Source organism: Effusibacillus consociatus (assembly GCF_042652925.1).
Lineage (GTDB): Bacteria > Bacillota > Bacilli > Tumebacillales > Effusibacillaceae > Effusibacillus > Effusibacillus consociatus.
In genome coordinates this window covers 54496-78682 of sequence record NZ_JBHSHC010000099.1, presented here as the reverse complement: position 1 = coordinate 78682, position 24187 = coordinate 54496, and the positions used below count along the sequence as shown (strand labels likewise).

The following is a 24187-nucleotide window of genomic DNA, read 5'->3' as shown; positions in this document are numbered from 1 at the left end:
CGGTCTCTCATTCGGTGAGAGATTTTTTTATTGTCTTCTGTAAACTTTTAGTTATCGTATTGATTATTTATTGTTATAGTGATATGATTCGAAATGTCTACGCTAATACCCAAGCGCAGGAGCGGTGCCTGTTCCTGCGCCTCTCGGGTTATCTTAAAGAGGAGGTATTCACATGCCATTTGTTGGACAAAAAGCACCGGACTTCAAAATGCTGACTACAAAAAATCTGGAAACACTTGATCACACTGTAACCCTTCAAGATTATGCAGGAAAATGGCTGGTCCTGTTCTTCTATCCGCTTGACTTTACATTCGTATGCCCAACGGAAATTACGGCGATCAGTGACCGGGCTCAAGAGTTCTTCGACCTTGATGCGGAAATTCTGGGTGTCTCCGTTGACAGTGTGTACACCCACCGTGCATGGATTAACACACCACGTGAGAAAAACGGATTGGGCGAGATTAACTACCCGCTGGCTTCCGACATCACCAAGGAAGTAGCCCGTGCTTATGACGTGCTGATTGAAGACAAAGGCATTGCCCTGCGCGGTCTCTTTATTATCGACCCCGAAGGAATCGTTCGCTACCAGGTAGTCAATGACAATAACATTGGCCGCAGCGTAGATGAAACCCTGCGCACCTTGGAAGCTCTGCAAGCTGGCGGACTCTGCCCAGCCGATTGGAAACCCGGTCAGAAAACCCTCTAAGATCACTCGGCATTCGAAATGGAGGCGGTTTTATGCCAATGCGACTTGGCACTCCGCTACCTTCATTGGAAGGGGCAACTGAATGGGTAAACGGAGAAGGGGTTAGTCCCAATGATTTGAAAAATCGCCCCTTACTTGTGCATTTCTGGGCTGTCTCCTGTCACATTTGCCATGAAGTCATGCCGGAAGTTGTATCCTATCGGGATCAGTACAAGGAATACGATTTGCAGTTGGTAGGTGTACACATGCCGAAACAGGAAAGTGATACCGATCTCGAGAAAGTGAAGAAAGACATCTCGGATTACGGCATCACGCAACCTATGGCTATCGATAACTTGCACAAAATCACTGAAGCCTTTCAAAACCAGTTTGTGCCCGCTTTCTTCCTGTTCGATGCAGAAGGAAAACTCTATTACCGGGCCGCAGGCGATAAAGGCTTTCAAAACCTGAAACCGAAGATTGAGCAGCTGTTGGGAATCACTCAAGGCTGACGACAACTACATAAAAAACAGCAACGGCCACCTTTGAGTGGTCATTGTTGTTTAAGCCCCCCATTCCTCTCGGGTAATCGCAAAGATGTTGTGGTCCTCCCAAACGCCGTTGATCTGCAGATACCGTTTGGCATCTGGGATATGTCACAATCCAGCGTTTGAAAAATCAAAAGACGCTCTTAATCCCTTGATTAAGATGCGCCCTCTTTGAAGGAAAATCCACATGCAGAAGCGAGTTGTCACGCAAGTTCCTGTTCTTTTTTTGCGGCGTCGAGCAAAAGGAAAATCGCCGTTAGAATATGCATGATCATTCCCACAAAAGGAATCCATGCTATACAAGAGGTGATAATTCCGAGAATGCTGCCGTGCTTTGCGCCCCCTTCTTTGTTGCTGAAAATGAGAGTCACAATATGTAAGGCCAACATAACAACCAGCGGAGTCCACAACATCCCGATCACAATTGTGCCGCCGATAACCGGAATTCCCAAGAGGGCTTCCAGCCCGCCCGAAATCCACTTCAAAAGTTTGGACGTTTTCAATCCCATCGCTCCTTTCTATTACATACTTCGTTTAAACTCCTTCCAATTCCTGTAGATGCCCACAAAATATGAAACTGGCCCAATCCCAGCCCCTACTACAATAACGGCAATGGAAAAGGGCTCTCACTCCTTCATTACTTCCCTTTGCGTGTCATCTCGGCCAGCATATCCCATTGCTCTTCCGTAACTTCAGTCAGATTGTTAAATTCGCCGGCCCCCTGCAGCCATTCTCCTCCGTCAATGGTTACGACTTCGCCATTGATGTAACCCGCATAATCGGAAATCAGATAGGAAGCAAGATTCGCAAGCTCCTGTTTATCGCCTGCACGACGCAAGGGAACCCGTTTGATTGCATGTTCCGCCAGTTCAGGCGTTGGTGAAAGCCTAGACCATGCACCTTCTGTGGGAAAAGGTCCGGGTGCGATGGCTACCTGACGGATGCCGTATCTCGCCCATTCAACCGCAAGAGAGCGGGTCATTGCCAACACTCCCGCTTTGGCCGCCGCTGACGGCACTACAAACCCCGACCCGGTGGATGCGTAGGAAGTTACGATATTTAACATCGTCCCGCCCTTGCCCTGTTTAATCCACCTCTTTCCTACCTCTAAGGTTGCATAGAACGTTCCATGCAACACGATGTTCAATACGGCATCCACCGCCCGCGGAGAAAGACGTTCAGTAGGACTGATAAAGTTTCCTGCCGCGTTATTGACCAGAACGTCAATATGACCGAAGCGTTGTTCCACCGCATCGACCAATTCTTGTATTTGCGCAGGATCACGCACATCACAGCTTTTATAGAATACTTCTTTTCCTTCACCGCTCATTTCTTGCGCGGCCGTTTGCAAAACTTCCTCACGTCGACCGGTGATGGCCAATTTGGCTCCCAACTCCAGAAACCTTTCCCCCATCGCGCGGCCAAGTCCTGTACCGCCCCCTGTAATAAGAACTACCTTGTCCTTGAGCAAATCCTTTTCAAACATATACTTACACCCCTTTTCCAGATTTGATTCCATTCAATTCTTGCAGGGTTTCTTCACACCATTTCAAAGCGGCTTCCACGGAATAGATGCCATACCGAAGCGTCATCAAACGATATCTCAACCAGTTCCCGCGACTTTTCATCGCGGATACCATTCGTTCTTCCACGTTTTTATATTCTTCGAGTACGTCCTGCATTCGCTTTTGAAACTGTTCTACATGGTGAATACTGACGTCAGGGGAGGCATTGTGCGCAAAAAACAGCTTTAACAACAACTCGATGCGCAGCGGATAATAAGTGACCGGCTCTGACAGCCATTTCATCAACTCATCACGCCCGGCTTCCGTGATGCTGTAAACTTTTCGATCCGGTTTTCCTTCCTGGTCTTCAATCTGACAGACCGCGTATCCCTCTTCCACAAGCTGTTTTAAAATCGGGTAAATCTGTGCAAAGCTTTCACTCCAGAATTCCCCGATTCCCCGATGGATTTTTTTCTTGATGTCATAACCCGACATTGGTTCGAGGCTTAACATTCCCAGCACAGCATATCTGCTTTTGTTTTCCCTCGGCACCTAAACGCCTCCTATATGTTATACATATATATCTTTTAGATATAGTTTAATCATCGGATCTGCAAGTGTCAATTTAAAAGTGTTGATTTTTTCTGATGTTCGTCAGCATCCCTTTTTGTGGTTAACCGAGCTACTCAAATTTTCCACTGTGCACGTTAACAGAGCCAAAAAACGGTGTGTCTCGTTACCGAGACACACCGCATTTCTTTCACTCTTTTCCATAGTATTCAAGTATCAAAAGCACAAACATCGCGTGCGACCACGTGAGCGGCACCACCCATCCGGGTCCGCCTTTCTCTTTGTCAACCTGCTCAGGAAGCAGCCCTGTCGATGTCTGATGCTGCAGCACCCACTCCAACGCTTCCTTCACTTTATGCGATTCCCCGCGGCGGTTGGCTTCAAGTCCATGCCATAATGTGCAGAGTACCCACGGATTTCCTCCCGCATAATGGTCATCTTCATACCGACGAATCCCACCGATGCCCGGCTGGGTGCACAACTCCTTGACGGCATCGGATGTGCTGACTACCGCCGGATGGTTCGCCTCAAACAATTCAAACGGATAGGAAATTCCGAGCAGCGAAGCGTCCACAATCGGATCATAATCGACCACATGACGTTCATATCCGTGGTCATCCACAATCGTGTGGACACGTTGGCCGGCCGCTTTTTTCATCTCGTAGATTTCTTCTCGAACATAAAGGTTGATGCCTCGATACCAGCTTTTCTTCTCGGGGTTGTAGAGCTTCTCGACAGCCTTGCGGATTCTCTCCCCTGCTGCAGCGTAAACTTTGGCCTGTTCCTCTTTGTCCAGATGTCGGGCGGCGTCCGCTGCCGCAAGCAATGCAGCCGCTACCGCAGCAGACGAATACGTATGCTGAGCAAATCTTTCTTCCCAAAGGTCCCTGCTGGGCTTGGGGCAATCGGTATCCGGATCAATTGTTGCAACCAGATGATCGGCCCCTTTTTGCATGGAAGGCCAACATTCCCGCAAAAACTCTTCGTCCTTGGAAATCAGATAGTGCTGCCACATTCCCCAGAGAATGGACGCCGGTTCATCCGCCTGATACCCCCAGGCCGGAGCCAGATCGCCATTCATATAGTGGCGGTGATCCCATGAGCCATCGGCCTCCTGAACCCGCATCGCCCACCGATAGAAATTCCGGCCAACATCCGTATAGCCTGCTTTGTCGATTGCAGTTGTGATATAGGCCGCGTCCCGGCCCCAACAATACCCGTATCCTCCGCATCGCGAATAAAAGGGGTCAAATTCCGGTGCGGCGATCAATCCGCCATAAACCGCATCCGCCATCAGATTGAACATCAGAAGTGACCGGCGATACAGAGTGTCGAGGCGCTCATCCCCGGTTTCAATTTTGCGGCCTGTGGCCAGGTACTCTTGCGCATACTGCCTGGTTTGGGCCAACAGCTGGTCGTGTCCGGCCTGTCTGACTTGTGCAAGATTCGCGAAGACTTCATCCCGGTTCTTGCCAAACGCGATAAAAATCGTAAATTCGGCAGCGGCACCCGGTGCAACCGGCGAGGTCCAAACTTGTGCTCCATCAGACCCCAACGAAATGTCACCGCCCTGGAATCGGCGTTCGTGCAAATGATCTTTTACGTTGGCAACCTGAAATCCGAACGGTTTCGTTTGCCCCCCGATAAATGCCCAATAGGAACGCCGGTAATGACCGATCGCTTCCGCAGAATCATCAAACAATACCGATTGATAGATAGGACTCTCTTCCATATGGAAATCTGTAAAATAGATAACATCTATTTCAATTTCTTGATTTCCTGTATTTGTTACCTGGTAATGACGGACGATCACGTCAACATCAGGCACTGCATAGTCGGTACCCACCACTTCCACCGGAACATTCCGACCTATGGACCGAGTCACAACAATATTGGTGTCGGGAAGATAATTCTGTTCGTGGGTAAAATCCACTCCGCTGATCCAGATGATGGGTCCCCCATTGACACGGATCCCGGCAAGAGTTTGGTTTACATGTTGGGCATAGTCGATTGTTGGCCAAAACGCTCGAACCAGTTCCCCGTTTTTGGTTAATGAAGCAAGTATACGTCCATTTCCAATAATCGAATCGACCAGATACGGTTTTTGCATTTGCGTCATGAATCATCAACCTTTCGTTCCGCCCGCCGTCAGACCGGAAATCAGCCAGCGTTGAGCAAAAATGAAGAAAATCAAAACAGGCAAAGTAATTCATATGGCACCTGCGGACATGTGATGCCAATCAGGTGCGGAATTGAACATGATGCAATCGTTTGCACTACAAAAGAAAAAATTAGACATGCATTCATTAATAAATTAATTATAGAATCACAAAATTTATTGATGCAAGCGTTTGCATTTTGTCCTAGAGTTCCTTCTCCGGCATTTACCCCTTTCCTCTCTGAATTTCTTCATTTTTCGCTTTTTTGCTAAACACATGGTTGGCAGTTGATCTACAAACAAAGAAAAGAGTCTACCGACTCTTTTCCCAATCTTTCACATATGCTTTCTCCCGTTCAACAAGATCGGGATGTGTATCCAAAAACCATTTCAATTGCTTTTCCTCCCAGGCATCCCGATCTACGCCGCGGATAATTTCCGGATTCAAGAGTCCGATCTCGCGGTCATACAAAATTTCCTGCTCGGTAGCCTGTTCGATTCGAATCACTTTTGACACCTGCATAAAAATTTTCTCCTGCCCGGTGTCATCCTTGCCTACATACATCATCATTTCAAACTGATCCCATTGATGGGTCCAATCTAACGGATTCATAAATCCTATTCTTCCCGTGTAACCATGTCGGCCAGAGTTTCCACCGCTTTTTCAGCATCGGATCCTTCAGCCTTAATGGTGATTTCAGACCCTTTCGAGATTGCCAATGACATGATGCCCATGATACTTTTTGCATTTACCGTTTTACCGGCTTTTTCAACAAAAATCTCACTTGTAAATTTGTTCGCTTGTTGAACAAACAATGCTGCCGGGCGCGCATGCAGACCCGAACGCAGGTTTACTACAATTGTTTTTTCGGCCATACGATTCCCTCCCTGAGTTTGTCAGCCATTTCTTCTAACTTTCGCAGCCTGTGATTGACTCCCGATTTGGAGACGTTGCCTGTTAACATCGACCCCAATTCTTTCAGGTTGATTTCGGGATATTTCAACCGAAGCTCCGCTACTTCCTTCAAATGGGGCGGCAAGTTTTCCAATCCGACAATTTGTTCCACCAGTCGGATATTTTCAATCTGCCGAACAGCCGCATGAATGGTTTTATTCAAGTTAGCGGTTTCACAATTCACTAACCGGTTCACCTGATTGCGCATGCCCTTCAGAATGCGAACATCCTCAAAATGGAGCAAAGCCTGATGAGCTCCGATGATGTTCAAGAATTCGATTATTTTATCGCCTTCTTTCAAATAGACGACAAATACTTTTTTTCTCTCAATAAGTTTCGCATTCAGATAAAACTCATTCAGAAGAAGCAGTAAAGATTTCGCCATTTCGTCTGAATTTACCGCAATCTCCAGATGATAAGAATTGCTTTCCGGATCGTTTACCGAACCTGCCGCAAGAAAAGCTCCCCTCAGGTAAGCCCTTTTGCAGCATGATTTTGCAACAAGTTCCGAATCAATTCCCTGCTTATATTGTACACCGATTTCCACGATTTTCAATTGGGTGAGAATCTCAGGAACCTGAAACGGCACTCTCACCATGTAGACATTGTTTTTCTTCAGGCGCATTTTCTTTCTGACAAGAACCTCGGCATGAACGCCAAATATCTTGCGAAGCAGCGAATACATTCTTCGGGCGATCGCGGCATTCTCGGTCGCAACGTCGAGAATCGGCCGATTATTCACCTCCACCACAGTACCGTTTATGCGGACCATTCCGGATAATTCCGCTTTCTGACAACATCCCTTAGTCTCCAGTTGAGTCAATTCTTTTTTCGTCTGTGACGCGAATGACATTGGCAGCCTCCTGGAAACTTTTTCTTTTCGACAGATCTTTTGCGAGAATGGAAAGAATCTGCTCGCTGATACGCTTTGCATCATGTCGTGCATAAATGGCATAATGCAGAAAGTTTCTGGCGATCACGTTAAGACCCATTTGCTGCAAATTCCATGTATCGGCTACAACGGGAGACGCTTTCTTTTCCCTGTACTGTTCAATCACGGCCGGCGGAATCGAAGCGGAATTCACCAGCACGTACTGAAACAATCCCAACCCCACGTGATCATAGATCGCTTTCACGTGCTGCGATGCGGAGTAATTGTCCGTTTCACCCGGTTGGGTCATCACATTGCAGACATAGATCTTCTTGGCCTGAGAAGCCCGAATCGCATCTGCAATGCCGGGAACTAGCAAATTCGGCAAAATGCTTGTATAAAGGCTCCCCGGTCCGATAATGATACCGTCTGCTTCCTGAAGCGCTTGAATGACTTCCGGCAGCGGAGAGACATCGGAAGGCTCGATCTCAACCCGGCGTATTTTCTTGCCGACATTGGGAATCTGCGACTCCCCCGCCACAACGGATCCGTCAGTCATATGAGCTTTCAGAATGACCGCCCGGCCGACCGCCGGCAGAACACGGCCCCGAACCGCCAGAACACGCGATGTTTCCCGAATTGCAGTTTCAAAGTCCCCTGTAACGTCGGTCATGGCTGCAATAAACAGATTCCCAAAGCTGTGTCCCGCAAGCCCTTCTCCCGTTTTGAAACGGTGCTGCCACAATTTTTCCAACAGCGGTTCCGTATCCGCCAAGGCTACCAAGCAGTTTCGAATGTCACCTGGTGGCGGCATATCAAAATCGGATCGCAGACGACCGGAAGATCCGCCATCATCCGCAACTGTTACAACCGCTGTAATATCCACATCATATTCTTTAAGGCCCCGAAGCAGAACCGACAGGCCCGTTCCACCCCCGATCACCACAAGCTTCGGCCGCCCGAATTTCGCAAGCATCTCCTTCCGTCCGATCTGTTCGTCCCGCCACCAGCCAAGTGCCAGCAGACCGGATCCCACAAGCAGACACGCCAGCCCGATAACAGACGCCTGCCCGGTGACCGAATGAAGACCTGCTCCCGACGTAATCAGGCCAAGTCCAAACACGCATAATGTCCAGGCGAGCAACCACCATTTTTTCACCATGGTTTATCGTTCCTTTGCACAGTCGCGATGGGTAACAACGACTGATTCGTTCTGCTGCAGGTGTTGACGAAGCAATTCTGCGATCGATACGGAACGATGTTGGCCACCTGTACAACCAATTGCTATGACAACCTGCTGCTTGCCTTCTTTCTCAAAATGAGGGATCAGGAAATCCACCATGTCGATTAACTTTTCTGCAAACTGCTGAGTTACGGGCCACTTCATCACATAGTCATATACTTCCTGATTTTTGCCGGTAAGCGGTCTAAGCGACTCCACATAATGAGGATTTGGCAGGAACCGAACATCGAAAACCAGATCGGCATCAATTGGCATTCCATGCTTGAACCCAAAGGAGATGATATGAATCTGCAGTTTTCGTTCGTCCAAGTCGGTGAATCGATCCATGATCTGTGCTCGCAGTTCGGAGGGCTTCATTTTGCTGGTATTAAAGATCCAATCCGCTCGCCCGCGAATCTCCTCGAGCTTTTTACGTTCCTTTGCAATCCCTTCCGTAATTCGGCCCTCAGGAGCCAAGGGATGGCGTCTTCTGGTTTCTTTATATCGATTGACAAGTGTCTCGTCATCAGCTTCCATATAAAGAACCTGACAGGTCAGTTCGCTCCGTTCTTCCAGCTCCTTGACAGCTTCAAACAGTTCTTTGTCAAAAGCTCGGGCCCGCAAGTCGCAAACCAAAGCGACCTTGGAGACTTTCCCGTCAGACTGCAGAACCAATTCTCCCAGCTTCGGAATCAAAGCAGGAGGCAAATTGTCGATACAAAAATATCCGAGATCTTCGAGACTTTGAAGGGCAACCGACTTCCCTGCCCCGGATAAACCTGTCAAAATCAGTACTTTGACAGCTCCATGCATAGGTACCACATCCCGCTAGAATACATTTCCTCCATTATACCAGAAAAGCGAAATCCCCGACCCGTGGAATTGACGACGGTTATTAGGATAGTACCAATTTTGCGGCCCCTAGCACTCCTGCATCATTACCGAGTTCGGCAGGACGGATTTTCGCTGCCTTCGCCACCCGTTTTAAAGCGTATTTCCGAAAATAATCATTTAACGGCTTGTATAAAACATCACCAGCTCTTGAAGGTCCCCCGCCGATCACAATCACTTCCGGATTTAAGGTATTTCCAATCAATGCAAGAGCAAGTCCAAGTTTATGAACTGCGTAATCGATTACTTCAGCGGCCACCCGGTCTCCATTTGCAGCATGTTCGAACACGTCTTTCGTTGTAAGATTCGCCACATTTCGGAGGGACGTTTCTTGCCCTTCGGCAACCCGTTTCTGGGCCGCCCGCAGGATGCCGGTCGCTGAGGCGATCGTTTCCAAACAGCCGATTTGTCCGCAATTGCAGCGTTCTCCCCGGACCGGTTCCATCACCATATGGCCAATCTCTCCACCCATGCCGTTTGCACCGCGGTAAATTTTATTGTCGATCACAATTCCGCCGCCAATCCCCGTGCCGAGAGTTACCATAACCGTATGACGATGGCCTTTGCCGCCGCCTATCCAGGTTTCCCCCAGAGCCGCAGCATTTGCATCGTTGTCGAATCGAACCGGTACTCCCAATCGGCTTTCCATTTCCTTTACGATGTAAACATTTTTCCACCCGAGATTCACCGACTCTTCGCACAGATGGTTGTCAAAATCATGAAATCCTGGAACGCCCAATCCGACACCTGCCACTTCTCCCCAGTTCCAGCAGGCTTTTTCAGCAACCGCTTTCGCAACAGCGGCAATTCGGTCAAGCACGGCAGATGTTCCCTGTTCCACAGCTGTCGGCCACTCTTCCTTGGCGACAATCTCCCCTGCTTCCGTGATCGCAGCCGCTTTCAAAAACGTTCCCCCGACATCAATCGCAACAACTTTTCGATCCATTGTCCTCGTCCTCCCAATAGAGTAAAAAAAGCTTCTAGCTGAAGCATCTGCGGGAAGATTTCCCGGGATGCAGAGGAAGCTTTTTGACAGCCAGTCCTGTTTAAAAACACTTTACCTTAGAGCGCGCAATATACTTTCCGGTTTCCAACCAAGCAGTTCATAGTCTGGTGTATATGTGAATTTGCCTGTCAGAACAGTCGGATGATGCACAATATGCTTCAGGAAAATCCGATCTCCTTCGGCCATCGGACGATGTTCAAGCGTATCAATTCCGATCCATTCCAGGTTGCCTTCTTCGCAAATTGTATTAAGCTGACCCGTAAAAGATTCTGTATAAAAAGTGAACAGCATCCAATGATCCACAAGTTCTTCACCTTCCTGCAGCAGTACAGTAAAGACACCACGCAGTTCAGGCCGGATCAGTGCGAGCCCCGTTTCTTCCTGAAACTCCCTCACAACCGCTTCCAACAGTGATTCCCCGATTTCTACTTTTCCTCCAGGGGCCACCCACCAACCTCGCCGCGGTTTTTGCAGCATCAGCAGCTGGTCACCCTTACGCAAGATACAGTTTGCGACTATTTGCATGTAAATCAACTCCTGCCGTCATAAGAATATCATGCAGGGTGTCCCAACACAATATGTAATGCTTTCAAGCAAAAAAAGGCAAAAAAAAGAGGCGTGTCTCTCCACTCACGCCAAGAAAAAGTATATCAAAAAAAGGGGGTCAAATGTGTTACATCTTCAGTCTAACCAGAAATTATTGCGTTTATATTACGATCAGGTTAAAAATTTGTGACAATTACCACACGCCGGTCTTCAATCCGTTTGGTCCACTTGATGCGGTCCAAATATTCAAGAAGAGCGAGTGCAAATTTGCGTGAGGTACCCACACGATCGCGGAACTCCGCGACTGTAAACCCTTCTTCTCCTGACAGTTCGGCGAGAATCGCAGGGGTCTTGTTTATAATCTCACTCGAAAACAGGATTCCTTCCTCTGCTTCCACCAAGGTATTCTGTTCCTTCAAGAGACCGATGACCCCCTGCAGCATCTTTTCTTGTCCTTTGTAAGCGGCTGTAAGCTCTTGCAAGGTAGGCGGCTGAAACGCCTGATCCCGAAACTTTTTCACAATCTCCTGCATCATTTGTTTTTCCTTAAGAGAAAGCGAAACTTCATATCCTGCAATCTTGATTCGATCCTGCTGCACTTCAATTCGATTCATTCGTGCGCCAAGTTCCAGGATTGCATCATAGATTTTGGGTTTGAGTTTCTTGGATAATTGCGAAAGCACCTGCGCCTTCGCTGCATAACTATGATAGCGCTCACGGGAATAGTGAGCCCGAATTTTTTCCTCAATTTCATCCAAAAGATCGTGCAGGGATTGACGGGTGACGAATCCGCCGGAGGTTGGGAGTTGAACCACTTCCCCTTTTTGAGACAATTCATCGAGCCAAATTTTTGTTTGATCTTGTGTCGCTTTCATTCGGGTCGCCAATTCCGAAAGAGTCAAACCGATTTCGTCCTCCAAGATTTGAATGACCCGGGCGTGTGGTCCGCCTTTTTCCCGAGCTTCAAGATCCTCCAGGATATGTTGACGATTTCGGCGATAAAGGCGGTTCGGGTGCGGGTCAATCACCACACCTCCGCCGATCGTGTACATCGGAGAATAGGTCCGGAGGATAAAATGGTCGTTCGCCTCACACACAACAGGTGTCTCCAAGTCGATTTGAATCAAAGCATCCTCTCCCGGCTCCATTTCATCCCGGTCGAGCAAAATGACACGTCCCAAAACTTCACTTGTTCCAACATAAAGACGGACACGCATTCGATTGGTCAATGTTTTCGGACTGTCCGACAATAGTCGAAAACGGGCATCAATCAAGCGGGAGGCTTTAAATACTTTGGGTGCTGCCACAACATATCCGCGCGACAGTTCACTTCTTTCCACACCCACCAGGTTGAGTGCGGTTCGCTGCCCCGCCTGGGCTCTATCTGTTGTTTCGCCATGGACCTGTATCGACCGGACACGGACGGCTTCCCCGGTTGGCTGAATTTCAACTGCATCTCCAATCTTTACATTTCCCGCTAAAATGGTACCTGTCGCAACGGTCCCGAATCCGGGCACTGAAAACACCCGGTCCACCGGCATCCGAAATGGCGCATTGATTTCCCGCGGTTTCACTTCTTTGGCCATATCCGAAATCAAGGTTCGCAGTTCTTCAATGCCTTGTCCGCTGTATGCGGATACAGGGACAATCGGAGCGTCAGCCAACACGGTTTTGCCCAACCCCTCACGGACCTCTTCTGTAACGAGGGACAGCCACTCCTCATCCACTGTATCAATCTTTGTAAGCACTACAATCCCTTTTTGAACATGCAGCATCTCTACAATATGCAGGTGCTCCCTTGTTTGGGGCATAATCCCTTCATTCGCATCAATTACGAGCAGAATCAGATCGATCCCGGCAGCCCCTGCGAGCATGTTTTTGATAAAACGCTCGTGCCCGGGAACATCAATAACCCCGATGCGCCTGCCATCGGGGAGGGTTAAAGGAGCAAACCCGATATCGATCGAGATGCCCCGCTCCTTTTCTTCCTTATGTGTATCCGTGTCAAGACCGGTTAACGCCTTGACCAATGTTGTTTTCCCGTGATCAATATGCCCGGCCGTTCCCACAATAATAAATTGGTCTTGTTTCACAAGCAACCACCCTAAACTCTTCTCATTGTTTACACCGTCACGTCTTCCGCCGCATCTTCAAGTGACTCAATGTAATGATACGCAGTCATCGCGGCAATCGCACCGTCTGATGCAGCCGTAATAATTTGCCGAAGACCTTTGTCCCTTACGTCTCCTGCGGCAAACACTCCCGGAATTGAAGTCTTCATATTCTCATCGGTCGGGATATATCCACCTTCGTTCAAGATCTTCGATCCTGCGAGAAAATCGGTGTTCGGCTTCATGCCCACATAGATAAACACACCGTTGGCCGGGAGCTCCGATATTTCACCCGTTTTCAGGTTCTTCACCCGAACCTTGGTCACTGCACCTTCCCCAATGATCTCTTCAACGGTGCTGTCCCAGATGAAATTCATGCGCGGGTTATCAAACGCCCGTTTTTGCAAAATCGGTTGTGCACGCAGCTTATCCCGGCGATGAATCAATGTAACCTTGTTGAATCGTGTAAGAAAGGCTCCCTCTTCCACAGCGGAGTCTCCGCCTCCGACCACAATAAGTCCCTTGTCCATTCCCGGCCTCTTTTCATTGAAGAAGGCCCCGTCACAGGTAGCGCAGTAGCTGACCCCTCGTCCGCGGAATTCAACCTCCCCTTTTGCTCCGAGCATCTTCGGCTCCGCCCCTGTTGCTATGAGAACGGCTTTTCCTTCAAGCACTTCTTTGTCCGTATAGATTTTCTTGATTCTGCCTTCCAGTTCGACTTTTTCCACATCGCCGTTTTTATATTCAACGCCAAGATGCAGAGCATGTTCATGCATAACTTCAGATAATTCCGGCCCCATAATCATTTTGAAGCCTGTATAGTTTTCCACTTCGGTAGTATTTTGCATCTGCCCGCCAGGCAGTCCTTTCTCCAGCAGAAGAACTTTCAAATTCGCACGTGCTGCGTAAACCGCTGCCGAAAGACCAGCCGGGCCGGCTCCGATAATGATTAAGTCGTACATTCAGATCACCTCATAAAGAAAACTTGGGCTTCACCAAGACTCTGGCGCAGGTGGAGCCTTAGTTGCCCTTATGTCGATAGGATAAAATTCACAATTTCCTATCGACTAAACATATGCTCTTCTTGGATAGTATGTGGAAAAGAGCAGGATCAAATGGCCCTGCTCTACAGTATACAGGAAACGATTCAATTAATCTGTAATTCATATCACGATCGAATCTTTTGTGCAATTTGCCGCGAGATCTTGGACACGGTACCCACCGATACCCCAAACTGCTCAGCAACTTCACTTTGTGTAACCGTAATTCCTTGCTGTCGAAGAACCAGATAAGCCAATCCGGCCGCCCACGTATTGGGTTGTGTCATCCGCGGCGGCTGTTCCAGGCTTTTCACCAGAAAATCGGACCAAATCCTCCGCGTTACATCGTACAGCTCATGGCCATGAACTGCAAGCACGGTCCAGGCAGTGTCCAAAATCTCTTTCCAATCCTGCTTCAATCCGGCCATATCCGTGTATGTTCCTTCAGCTCCAATGTGGCGTAGGACGTACACGGCCAGCATTTTCAGCTGCTCGATTTCGTCAGGCCGGTTAATAAATTCCCTAAGAGCTTGTTCCACTTCCTGATCCGCGATTAAGGCGAACGTTTGAATCACTTGGATCTTGGTTTCAATCTCTCCATGCTGAAGGGCCCAGAACAGGGAAGAACGGATCAATGGATCATTCCGCCAGTTGCCTGTTTTGCCTGTTTTCATTTGTTCCTGCATTTGCTTAAACTGTTCGTGAAACGGAATCTGATAGTGGTAAGAAACCGGACTGATCGAGGTGCCACCGGATTCAGCTTCATCCAGCAATTTCAAATAAAAGGGGGCCACTTCACCCTTCGGGTCAAGAATCTGGATATCCTGCCAAATCCGTCTGGCAAACGGGAAATTACCTGTATTGCAAGCAGAGGCAGCCACACAATGCAGCAGCGAAGGATCCGGATTTTCCGTCCAGCGCGAGAGCTGCAAAAACAACCGGTAAGCCGTCTGGTGTTCTCCCAAAATCCCCATTGTGGTGGCCAGCTTGTAACTTTGGTCAAAATTCAGCGGATATACCTTACGCAGACCGTTCAACAAACTGTCGAGCTCTTCTTTGCGTCCCAGGTGCTGATAAAAAACAGCCAGGTTGCATCTTGCATGAATATTGTTTGGGTCTTTAACCAGCACTTCCTGTGCAATGTCCACTGCAGTCTCAAGATGACCGAGGTAATAGTATGCGAGAGACAAGTTATTGCGAGGCGCAATCAAATCCGGATGCTGATCTATCGTTTTTTGAAGATAGGTGGTGGCCTCCATGAACTTCCCTTGTTCCAGCAGTTTTCTGGCCAGATCCTGCTCTTTCCGCTCCGCCTCCTTTTCCTCCACTCGCTGACGAAGAACTTCACCCCCGCCAAACTCTTCGATGAGAATTTCGAGCATTTCTTCCGCATCTTTCGCAAATTCGCCCTGCGGCTCCAAGTCCAGGTAACGGGCGGCATACTCTTCCGCTTTATCGTAAAAGCCCATATTGGCCCAGTTATTCGCCATGTAAAAATAACACTCGTACATCTGCGGGTCGATCGATTCAAGAACATTCTCCAAAATCTCATTCGACTCTTCGAACTTCCCCAACTCTGATAAAACCCCCGCCAAATTGCAGTGATTTACAGGATTATCAGGTTCGTATTCCATCGCCTTGCGAAAATACTTAAGGGCATTCTGCAGGTTGTGACGGTCCAAATGTTTTACAGCACGTTCAAAGAAAAAAGCGGCATCCAAACGAAACGGAATCACATTGCTGTCCGGGCGTCGACGCTTCATTTGCTGTTGCTGGTCCAATCAGGTCACCTCCCGCTGTCGGTGAGAACATTATGTTCCCTTAAGTCTCAGTATAGCATAGATCTCCTCGCTGACAAAAAAAAGCAAATCTTATCAACTTGTCCGGTTCCCATCAATTTGCATATTTCAAACATTTTTTGTGAAATACTTTAGTTAAATCCAACACTTTTGAAAAGAGGGGTTCCTTCATGGTATTTATGACGGCCGCTACAATAATTGCCCTTCTGGTCGCCTTGTTTATGAAGAAACGGCTGACCAGAAAAGAAATATACGTCACTTGGACCACCTTATCCGGTCTCGGAATCGTAACGGACTTGATATTAGGGGATGTAGTGGACTGGATTGATATTGGACCAGCCCCTGGAATCCAATTGTCCGATATAGTTATCCTTTCTACACTGCCACCTGCTGCTGGTGTGATATTTCTGAATTTCATGCCGGAAAAACGGACTCGTTTTTTTGCCTATTTGCTGTTCTGGGCAGCTTCTTCCGTACTATTTGAATGGCTGTCGGTACGTGTTCACTGGTTAACATACAAAGGATGGTCACTTTGGTATTCGGCGCCGGCCTATGTGCTGATCTTTCTCTTTCTGCGCTGGCATCTTTCTTTTCTGCGATCGACTGACAATAGGCTCGTGGCCGATCCTTTATAAGCTCCCCTTCGCCACCAGCTTCCCGCACAATTTTACAATCGTATTGCTTAATTGGAGTTCCGTAACCCCGCTCATCAGATGATTCTCCGCATGGACCAACAGCAAAGACGGAGGCAATTGCAGCTCCCCGCGTGCCTCTTGTCCAAGCAGTTCTTTATGCAAACTGTGTGCAGCGGCCAGTTCAGTTCGTGCCGTCACCAGCTTTGCTTCCGCTTCTTCGATCCGGCCATTCATGGCCAGATCCACCGCTTCCATTGCTTCGTTTTTGGCCTGTCCCGCATGAAGGATGATTTTAAATTGCAATTGCTCCATCTCAGACATTGTTCTTAGCCACTCCTTCCGCATCATTCAGCAGCCGTTTTTCCCACATTTTGAAAAACGGATAATAAATGAGAGCCGAGACAACCAAATCGAACCCCTGTAAGGCGGCCCCACGCCAACTTCCGTTGGCAAGAAATCCGCCGAGGAATACGGGCATCGTCAACGGCGGCTGAATGGCAGGCACCGGCACCAGGCCCATTTTCATCACCAAATAATTAATCGTTACAATCACGGTTGGCGCTATCAGAAACGGAATCACCATAATAGGATTTAACGCAATCGGGACCCCAAACGTAACCGGCTCGTTGATGTTGAAGATTCCCGGCATAAGGGAAACACGACCGACACTCTTCAATTGTTGCGACCTCGACCACAATAGCATGATCACTAACGGCAAGGTTGCACCGGAACCGCCCAAATGGGAGTACATATGGAAAAAAGGTTCTGAAACAATATGTGTAGCCGGTTGCCCCGCACTGTAACTTGCGATGTTTGACTGCAGGTTGGTCTGCCACAATGGATAAGCGACAGAGGATACCACATTCATTCCGTGAATCCCCACCGCCCATAAAAGCATCATCAGTACAATCTGCAAAATTGCAGATGGCAGAGTGTCGGACGCCTGAACCAGAAAACTGAGCTTCAACATTATCAGCTTTGGAAGAGTCAAAGCATTGTCCGGGTTTAACGGATGCGGTGAAAATGTCCTCGTCACCCACCACTCGATAAGGAAAGCGGTTGCCACCACGAGGAACGTCGGGATCATCATTTCAAAAGACCGTGCCACGTTCCCCGGAACGGATGGAGGAAGTTTGATCACAATCCCGTAACGAAACAGGAAGCGATTCAGTTCCACTACCCAGATTCCGGTTAGAATCGCCACAAACAATCCCGATGCTCCGAGATTTTCCATTAACTGATCCACGCGGATTGCTTCCAATCCGAGCATTCCGCTGGCTGAAGGGATTCCGATCGGAACGGAGAACACGAGCAGAGCGGACACAGCCGTCAAGCCCAATCTGCTTGCATCAAGCTTGTAAAATTGTGAAAGATGATAGGCAATTCCGTAGCAGACCCACAGGGCGATCAAGCCAAAGGTAAACTGATAAGGAATGAACAGAATCTGACGATATTCAGTCAGCCAGCGGTTAATTTCTCCGATTATGCCTTCCGTTATGTCAGCCGGAATGGGCGGGATCGCAAATAACAAAAATACGGAACCTACAATAATCATCGGCAAAGCACTTCCGATAAACGCGTTACGAATTGCTTGCATATAGCGATTTTCGACGATGCGCATTGTGGCAGGCAGCAGGATTCGTTCCAACCATTCCAGCAACCTGTTCATTTGATCTCCTCTTCCGCGCCAAGACGTAACGCCTGTTCCAGCACTTTGGATCCGTCAGCCGTGGCATAGACCAGACCGTCCACCACACCGACCGGTTTCCCGTATTTGGCGACTGTCGGAAGCATGTATCTTACCTGAGGCGCTAATAGAAATACATCCACAGATTCGGCTTTTTCCGCCAATTCGCTCGTCCCGATTGCGCTTATCTCAACATCCGCTGCTTTATCAATCGCCGAACGTTCCATCGCCTGCACCAATAAACTTGTGGAAAGCCCAAAACTGCACACTAATGCAATTTGTTTACGAGCCAACCCGAACACCTCCCAGCAACCTGAGGATATGGCTGGATTCACTTTCCGGAATCGCAAGTCCAAAATCAGCCATTACAGCATTGAAAATGTCTGCTACTACCCCACATTCCCCCGAAAAACAGGCGGAAGCGTTTTCACCAGCCGCTTCGGTCGGCCAACTCCCGGTAACCAGCCGTTTTTCCATTGCCAGGACCAGATGCATTGTCAATCCGATACGGATATCGGTATCGACCCGAATATCCAATTTTTCCTCAAGACGATCAAACGCTTTGATAATTGCCGGAACCGCATAATACGGGTTCACCCTTTTTACCGAATTCCGGAGAGTGCCGGATAAAGAATCCCAGACGGAGTTTGATTCCTCCGATCGATGAACGGGAACCAGGGAAGCTTGTATCAAGTGTGCTATCCTGTGAATTCCTTCTCCCGACAGGATTTCTTGAGCGCTTACAAAAGGTATCCCTTCCATATGCGGATTTAATGTCCCGGCTATTGCCAACGGCTTTACACCGCCAAGCAATTTTTCCAGACATTCCGGCGTTTCCTCGAATGAGGAAATGGATACCGGAACTATATTGAGTTCGTAATCATCCGGCAACTGCAACCTTTCTTCCAAGATGGATTTGAGTTGAATGGCAGACCCTTGTCCTGTTACGCACACAACCGGAAGTACACCTGTTCGAACGGGGGGATACGGCCGCCTCGATTGCGTGAAGGCGCTTCCCTTCAAAACCGATTCATAAACCATTTCAAGTGTAGAAGAACTTAGCGCTGCTTTGCGAACCGCTTCCATCACAACGAGTGTCGTGACATTGGGAATCGTTCGAACTTGGATGCCGGTTCGTTCCTGTATCAGCTGCCCAAACGAAACGAGGGAACCCATGTCAACCAACAGTAAAATCCCTTTCCCTTCATCCAACTCGCCTGCTGTTGACACTGCTTGTTCCAAGACCAGGTCCGGGTCCGTGTCCAACGGCATGTCCAGGGCCCGACCATGGGCCGTCCCAAGCAATTGATGAGCCACCTCCAACATGGAGGATGCGGTCGAACTCCCATGGGCGATCACAAGGATTCCCACTTTTGGAGAGGGAGTGGTATTTAGAACAGACAGCAAAATCGTCGCGAGGAACCCGATTTCATTTTCCGGAAGTGTCACATTGGTTCGTTGTGCAAACATTGACGCCATTTCCTGTGCGGTTTCGTATTCCAAAGATGCCTGTCTTTGAATGGCAGCCAGTCCCGGATTCGGAATTGCAGTTCCTGCCCGGATGCGATCCACAGCGGCATGCATGTGCAGAGCACATCCAAACACTGTTTGTGACGGAAACACCCGTTGGAGGTACCGGGAAGCAAAATCAAACATTTCTTCAATTGTATCCAGGAACTGTTCCCCGACGATCCGAATTATATCCTGCCTGCGTGATTCAAATTGATCAGAGACTCGCTGCAAAAACTTGCGGAAGTAAACATCAATATCGACTGACAGCACATTCGTAATCTCTTCTTCGCTTAACCCGCGTTTCCTTAACTCTTGGGCCTGCTGCTCCAGGATTTCGTACAAGCTCTGATCTTCCGTGCGGGCCGCTTCTGTCTCTTCTCTGTTCAGATCCAGTCCAGTCGAAAGATTTTCCAGCACCTGGTCCAGTTCCTTTCGCCTTTCGGGGATTCTCATCAGTCCCTGACGTACATGATCGGAGGCATGATCGAGCGTTACCTTAAGACGATTCGTATGAGTATCGTGAATTTGCGACAGAAACGCACGTGCTGAGAGCAATTGAATTTCACTCTTTAGCTGCCCTACGTTGGCTGGACAATCAAACAACAAAAGCGCTTTCAAAACTTCCGGAGCAATCCGGAAAGGACGTTGAACACGTGCACTTTCCTCCGAAAAGAAATACTCTATCAAGCAAAACCGTTCCTGCAGAGTCCTTTCGGCTATGGAAGGAATCGGAATCAACATTGGCAATCGGCGAACAAATGTCATGAGAAGGCTGGATTTCGGATTCTCGGTAGTAGCCGCAATCAACCGGATGGTCGCGGTTCGTTGTGAATCCGTCTCGCCAAGTCTTCGGAAAATTCCTTTATCCAAAAGCTGAAATAACATTTCCTGGCCTTCCGGAGGAAGACGATGAACCTCATCCAAAAAGAGAATTCCGCCGTTTGCCTTTTCCACCATTCCGACACGATCCCGTTCTGCCCCTGTGTAGGCCCCTTTTTCGACGCCAAACAATTGGGCAAGCAGCAATTGCGGATTATTGGAGTAATCGGCGCAATTGAAAGAAATAAATGGCGCATTCGGCGGCAACTGCCCCGTTTCCACAGCAAATTGATACATACTGTCCGCAAATAAGGTCTTACCAACTCCGGTCGGGCCCACTAACAGTGTATGAAGTCCGTTTGGCGGGTATAAAATAGCCGCCTTTGCCAGTTCGATCGGCTTTTTTAATGACCGGCTTTTCCCTTGAAGCGAGTCAAAAGCAGAAGCTGCGTGAACATAACGCGGTGCATCGTAAACATCCGGCTGCTCCCCATTGCCTTCTGAAACACCATCATAAAAATCTGACCACGAGTCGTACAGATGTTTTCGGGCAAGCTTGTGCCCAAACTTTTGCTTTAACCCTTCATAAGAAAGAAACAAGACTGGCTTGCCGCCAATCTTGATCACCTTTTGTTCTGCGACAAGAGAGTTCAAATCCCGACTGGCGTTGCTGCGGTCGATCCCAAGGGATTCTCCAATCAGTTCGGCCGTACATCCTTGCGGTCGGTGGGGATGCATGCTCTCTGTATCAAAACATTCGGTTGTCCATTGAAGCAATAACTGTTCAACTCGTTGAATTCGCTTCATATGTGCACCCCTCCGTCTACTGGTAGTCCTATAATACCATACAGATCGACATAGAGGAACACACTTTAAACACACATCTTACCTAAAGTGTGTTCTCAAGTTTTGACATCCTATTGTTTTTTCTTGTTCTTCATATCCAACAGAACTGCAGCAGTAATAATCAAACCTTTGAAAATAAACTGGAAGTACGGATTTACATTGGCAAGAATCAAAATATTGTTCAGAATTCCAATGATAAAGGCGCCTATCAATGCCCCTCCGATTGTTCCATACCCGCCTGCCAGCGAGGTTCCCCCGATGACTGCTGCCGCCACCGCATCCAGTTCAAACATGTTCCCGCCATTCGGGTCAGCCGATCCGACACGGGTGGTCATGATAATCCCTGCAATTGCAGCCAGCACACTGGAAGTTACATAGACCTTGACCAAGTTTGCCTTGACATTCACTCCGGACAGGTAAGCAGCTTTTGCGTTCCCGCCAATTGCGTACAGGTAGCGGCCAAAAGTCGTTTTGTTCAGGATCCAGATTCCCCATAAGACAATCCCGCCGAATACGAGAACCAAATAAGGAATTCCTTGATAACTGAGATATACCCAAGCGAACAGACCTAATCCGCCTAACGACAAAACAAGGGACAGAATTGCGGGCAGGCTTGCCCCTTCTCTCTTAAGGTTACGAAATCCAATCCAAATCAGGGCTCCCGCAAGCAGCAAGAAAACTATGCTTGAGCCCCCGATGGACACATATCCCGAGCCAAGAGCTTCAAAAAATCTGTTGGTTTCAAGCGGCATAGCCGAACCTTCCGAGAGATAAAGAGCAAATCCGCGTGCAATCGTCATCATGCCTAAGGTCACAATGAACGGTGGAATATTGAACTTGGTGATAAAAAACGCGTTCCACAAACCAATAATCATACCGGCAATTAACGTGGCCAAAATAGCCGGAACCAAACCATACCCTTGAGTCATCGCAAGAACAATACCGGTTAAACCCACAACAGAACCAACCCCAAGATCGATCCCGCCCGTCAGGATCACCATTGTCATACCAACAGCCAAAATACCGTTCACTGCAATTTGCATGGTAATATTGGTCAGGTTTTGCGGTTGGGCGAAGTGTGAGGAGACAAAATTTGCGATAATGAACAAGATTCCTAAAGCGATCAACGTGCTGTATTTGTTTAAAAGCTCACCGGAGCTGATTTTCCGGTTGGCACCGTTTAGAGCCACTGAATTCATTCCTGTGTTCATTGATTACACACCCCCTGTGGCGTATTGCATAATAGATTCCTGTGTCGCCTCAGACCGAGACAATTCTCCGGCGATTGTGCCTTCTCTCATCACGAGGATGCGATCGCTCATCCCCAAAACTTCGGGGAGTTCGGAGGAGATCATAATCACGGCGACTCCTTCAGCGGTCAATTTGTTAATCAGTTGATAAATCTCGACCTTCGCGCCAACATCAATTCCCCGTGTAGGTTCATCCAGAATCAGAACCTTTGGTTTTGTTGCCAGCCACTTGCTAATGACAACTTTCTGCTGATTGCCGCCTGATAAATTGTTTACGACCGCACTCGATCCCGGGGTCTTCGTCCGCAGCTCTTTCATATATTGTCGAGCGAGCCCTTCTTCCGCCTGTTCATTGATAACTCCTAATCGGGAAGACAGCCTTTTTAAGCTCGCCAGCGAAGTATTTTCTTTTACAGTCATATTCAAGACAAGTCCGGATTCTTTTCGATCCTCGGTTACCATTGCAATTCCGTGTCGAATGGCATCTTGTGGTGTGCGAATAGAAACCGGTTGGCCCTCTATTTCAACTTTCCCATCAGCCTTTGCTTCGAGGGCTCCAAACAGAGAGTTTACCAATTCCGTTCTGCCCGATCCCATTAAACCCGCGAATCCCACCACTTCACCGGCCCGCACTTGAAATTCGATATCGTTGAGCAAATACCCGTCACCTTTTGGACTTTTTGCCGAATATCCTTCTACCTTCAGCACTACGTCACCAGGCGTCTGTTCGACTTTCGGGAACAACTGGCTAATGTCGCGCCCGACCATAAGAGTGACCAATTGATCGCGTGTAACGTCTTCAATCATGGCAGAACCGACAGAACTTCCATCCCGCAGAACAGTGATTCGATCCGAAATGGTGAAGATTTCATCCATTTTATGGGAAATATAGATCATCGTAACGCCGGAGGTTCTCAATTCATTGATGATTTCAAAGAGCTTTTCAACCTCCGATTCGGTCAGTGCCGATGTGGGTTCATCCAGAACCAAGATATCCGCGTTGATGGACAATGCTTTCGCTATTTCGATCATTTGCTGTTGTCCCACTGACAGCGTCGAAACCAAGTCCGTCGGACGAAACGGCAAACGGAGCCGCTCCAACAATCGTTGAGTATCTTTGTGCATTTGATTCCAGTCAATTATGCCCAACGGCGAAACTTTTTTGGGTTCACGTCCCAAAAAAATATTTTCGGCAATCGACAAACCCGGGATCAGATTCAATTCCTGGTGAATAATCGCGATACCGGCCGCTTCCGCGTCACGGGTATTGGCAAATCGGCAAGTCTTTCCGTCCACCAAAATATCCCCTTCATAGGTTCCGTGGGGATAAACGCCTGATAAGATTTTCATCAAAGTGGATTTACCCGCACCATTTTCGCCGAGCAAGGCAAGAACCTCACCCTTGTTAGCGGTAAACGTTACATTATTTAATGCCCGAACCCCCGGAAAATCTTTGATGATTCCCCTCATTTCGAGTTTAACGACTGACAAATCCCTCACCTCCACTAGGACTCAGATAGGGAGAAACCGC

The 24187-nt window shown here is 48.4% G+C and carries 23 protein-coding genes; 3 read left to right on the top strand and 20 right to left on the bottom strand.

Translation table 11 applies throughout. From position 1 onward, the window contains the following. Positions 1-172: 172 nt before the first annotated feature. Both ACFO8Q_RS13410 and ACFO8Q_RS13405 read left to right on the top strand, forming a co-directional pair. Positions 173-706: a peroxiredoxin gene (locus tag ACFO8Q_RS13410; RefSeq protein ID WP_380026320.1), complete on the top strand. Its 534-nt coding sequence runs from the start codon at positions 173-175 to the stop codon at positions 704-706. A gap of 32 nt (positions 707-738) precedes the next feature. Beyond that, on the top strand, positions 739-1197 hold the full coding sequence (locus ACFO8Q_RS13405; RefSeq protein ID WP_380026319.1) for a TlpA family protein disulfide reductase: 459 nt from the start codon (positions 739-741) through the stop codon (positions 1195-1197). Positions 1198-1436: 239 nt separating this feature from the next. Here ACFO8Q_RS13405 and ACFO8Q_RS13400 read toward each other — a convergent pair whose 3' ends face one another. From ACFO8Q_RS13400 to ACFO8Q_RS13335, 14 genes are all read right to left on the bottom strand, one after another. Further along, positions 1437-1742: a hypothetical protein gene (locus ACFO8Q_RS13400; RefSeq protein WP_380026318.1), complete on the bottom strand. Its 306-nt coding sequence runs from the start codon at positions 1740-1742 to the stop codon at positions 1437-1439. 128 nt (positions 1743-1870) lie between these two features. Further along, complete coding sequence (locus tag ACFO8Q_RS13395; RefSeq protein WP_380026317.1) at positions 1871-2719, bottom strand: SDR family oxidoreductase; 849 nt, start codon at positions 2717-2719, stop codon at positions 1871-1873. A 4-nt stretch (positions 2720-2723) separates the two neighbouring features. Continuing rightward, positions 2724-3290, bottom strand: a complete 567-nt coding sequence (locus ACFO8Q_RS13390; RefSeq protein ID WP_380026316.1) for a PadR family transcriptional regulator — start codon at positions 3288-3290, stop codon at positions 2724-2726. 208 nt (positions 3291-3498) lie between these two features. Continuing rightward, the gene (locus ACFO8Q_RS13385; RefSeq protein ID WP_380026315.1) at positions 3499-5427 is read right to left on the bottom strand and encodes a glycoside hydrolase family 15 protein; all 1929 of its coding nucleotides are present in this window, start codon (positions 5425-5427) and stop codon (positions 3499-3501) included. A gap of 352 nt (positions 5428-5779) precedes the next feature. Continuing rightward, positions 5780-6079: a hypothetical protein gene (locus ACFO8Q_RS13380; RefSeq protein WP_380026314.1), complete on the bottom strand. Its 300-nt coding sequence runs from the start codon at positions 6077-6079 to the stop codon at positions 5780-5782. 5 nt (positions 6080-6084) lie between these two features. After that, a complete protein-coding gene (locus tag ACFO8Q_RS13375) occupies positions 6085-6342 on the bottom strand; it encodes an HPr family phosphocarrier protein (protein ID WP_380026313.1) in 258 nt (85 codons plus the stop codon). Beyond that, complete coding sequence (gene whiA / locus ACFO8Q_RS13370) at positions 6321-7274, bottom strand: DNA-binding protein WhiA (RefSeq protein WP_380026312.1); 954 nt, start codon at positions 7272-7274, stop codon at positions 6321-6323. The genes ACFO8Q_RS13375 and whiA overlap by 22 nt, the downstream gene beginning before the upstream one ends. Next, on the bottom strand, positions 7225-8454 hold the full coding sequence (locus tag ACFO8Q_RS13365; protein WP_380026311.1) for a gluconeogenesis factor YvcK family protein: 1230 nt from the start codon (positions 8452-8454) through the stop codon (positions 7225-7227). The genes whiA and ACFO8Q_RS13365 overlap by 50 nt, the downstream gene beginning before the upstream one ends. Before the next feature lie 3 nt (positions 8455-8457). Further along, a complete protein-coding gene (gene rapZ, locus ACFO8Q_RS13360; protein ID WP_380026310.1) occupies positions 8458-9327 on the bottom strand; it encodes an RNase adapter RapZ in 870 nt (289 codons plus the stop codon). An 82-nt stretch (positions 9328-9409) separates the two neighbouring features. Continuing rightward, positions 9410-10351, bottom strand: coding sequence for an ROK family glucokinase (locus ACFO8Q_RS13355; protein WP_380026309.1), 942 nt, complete (start codon positions 10349-10351; stop codon positions 9410-9412). Positions 10352-10462: 111 nt separating this feature from the next. Continuing rightward, a complete protein-coding gene (locus ACFO8Q_RS13350; protein WP_380026308.1) occupies positions 10463-10936 on the bottom strand; it encodes an NUDIX hydrolase in 474 nt (157 codons plus the stop codon). Between the two features lie 197 nt (positions 10937-11133). Beyond that, complete coding sequence (gene selB, locus ACFO8Q_RS13345) at positions 11134-13050, bottom strand: selenocysteine-specific translation elongation factor (protein WP_380026307.1); 1917 nt, start codon at positions 13048-13050, stop codon at positions 11134-11136. A gap of 29 nt (positions 13051-13079) precedes the next feature. After that, positions 13080-14030 carry a thioredoxin-disulfide reductase gene (gene trxB, locus ACFO8Q_RS13340; RefSeq protein WP_380026306.1) on the bottom strand — a complete coding sequence of 317 codons (951 nt, stop codon included), beginning with the start codon at positions 14028-14030 and terminating at the stop codon, positions 13080-13082. Positions 14031-14236: 206 nt separating this feature from the next. Beyond that, the gene (locus ACFO8Q_RS13335) at positions 14237-15889 is read right to left on the bottom strand and encodes a tetratricopeptide repeat protein (protein ID WP_380026305.1); all 1653 of its coding nucleotides are present in this window, start codon (positions 15887-15889) and stop codon (positions 14237-14239) included. Positions 15890-16077: 188 nt separating this feature from the next. Between ACFO8Q_RS13335 and ACFO8Q_RS13330 the strand changes: the two genes are divergently transcribed. Then, the gene (locus ACFO8Q_RS13330; protein WP_380026304.1) at positions 16078-16542 is read left to right on the top strand and encodes a hypothetical protein; all 465 of its coding nucleotides are present in this window, start codon (positions 16078-16080) and stop codon (positions 16540-16542) included. Here the strand turns inward: ACFO8Q_RS13330 and ACFO8Q_RS13325 are convergent. The 6 genes from ACFO8Q_RS13325 to ACFO8Q_RS13300 all read right to left on the bottom strand — a co-directional run bounded on the left by ACFO8Q_RS13325 (position 16537) and on the right by ACFO8Q_RS13300 (position 24126). Continuing rightward, complete coding sequence (locus tag ACFO8Q_RS13325) at positions 16537-16863, bottom strand: PTS sugar transporter subunit IIA (protein ID WP_380026303.1); 327 nt, start codon at positions 16861-16863, stop codon at positions 16537-16539. The genes ACFO8Q_RS13330 and ACFO8Q_RS13325 overlap by 6 nt on opposite strands. Further along, the gene (locus tag ACFO8Q_RS13320; RefSeq protein ID WP_380026302.1) at positions 16856-18211 is read right to left on the bottom strand and encodes a PTS sugar transporter subunit IIC; all 1356 of its coding nucleotides are present in this window, start codon (positions 18209-18211) and stop codon (positions 16856-16858) included. Before ACFO8Q_RS13320 ends, ACFO8Q_RS13325 begins: the two co-directional genes overlap by 8 nt. Beyond that, complete coding sequence (locus tag ACFO8Q_RS13315; RefSeq protein ID WP_380026301.1) at positions 18208-18522, bottom strand: PTS sugar transporter subunit IIB; 315 nt, start codon at positions 18520-18522, stop codon at positions 18208-18210. The genes ACFO8Q_RS13320 and ACFO8Q_RS13315 overlap by 4 nt, the downstream gene beginning before the upstream one ends. Further along, positions 18512-21367 (bottom strand): sigma-54-dependent transcriptional regulator, encoded by a 2856-nt coding sequence (locus ACFO8Q_RS13310; protein WP_380026300.1) that lies wholly within the window; start codon positions 21365-21367, stop codon positions 18512-18514. The genes ACFO8Q_RS13315 and ACFO8Q_RS13310 overlap by 11 nt, the downstream gene beginning before the upstream one ends. A 110-nt stretch (positions 21368-21477) precedes the next feature. Continuing rightward, entirely contained in the window at positions 21478-22617 is a 1140-nt protein-coding gene (locus tag ACFO8Q_RS13305; RefSeq protein ID WP_380026299.1) for a sugar ABC transporter permease, read from the bottom strand. Between the two features lie 3 nt (positions 22618-22620). Next, positions 22621-24126: a sugar ABC transporter ATP-binding protein gene (locus tag ACFO8Q_RS13300; protein WP_380026347.1), complete on the bottom strand. Its 1506-nt coding sequence runs from the start codon at positions 24124-24126 to the stop codon at positions 22621-22623. Between the last annotated feature and the right edge of the window lie 61 nt (positions 24127-24187).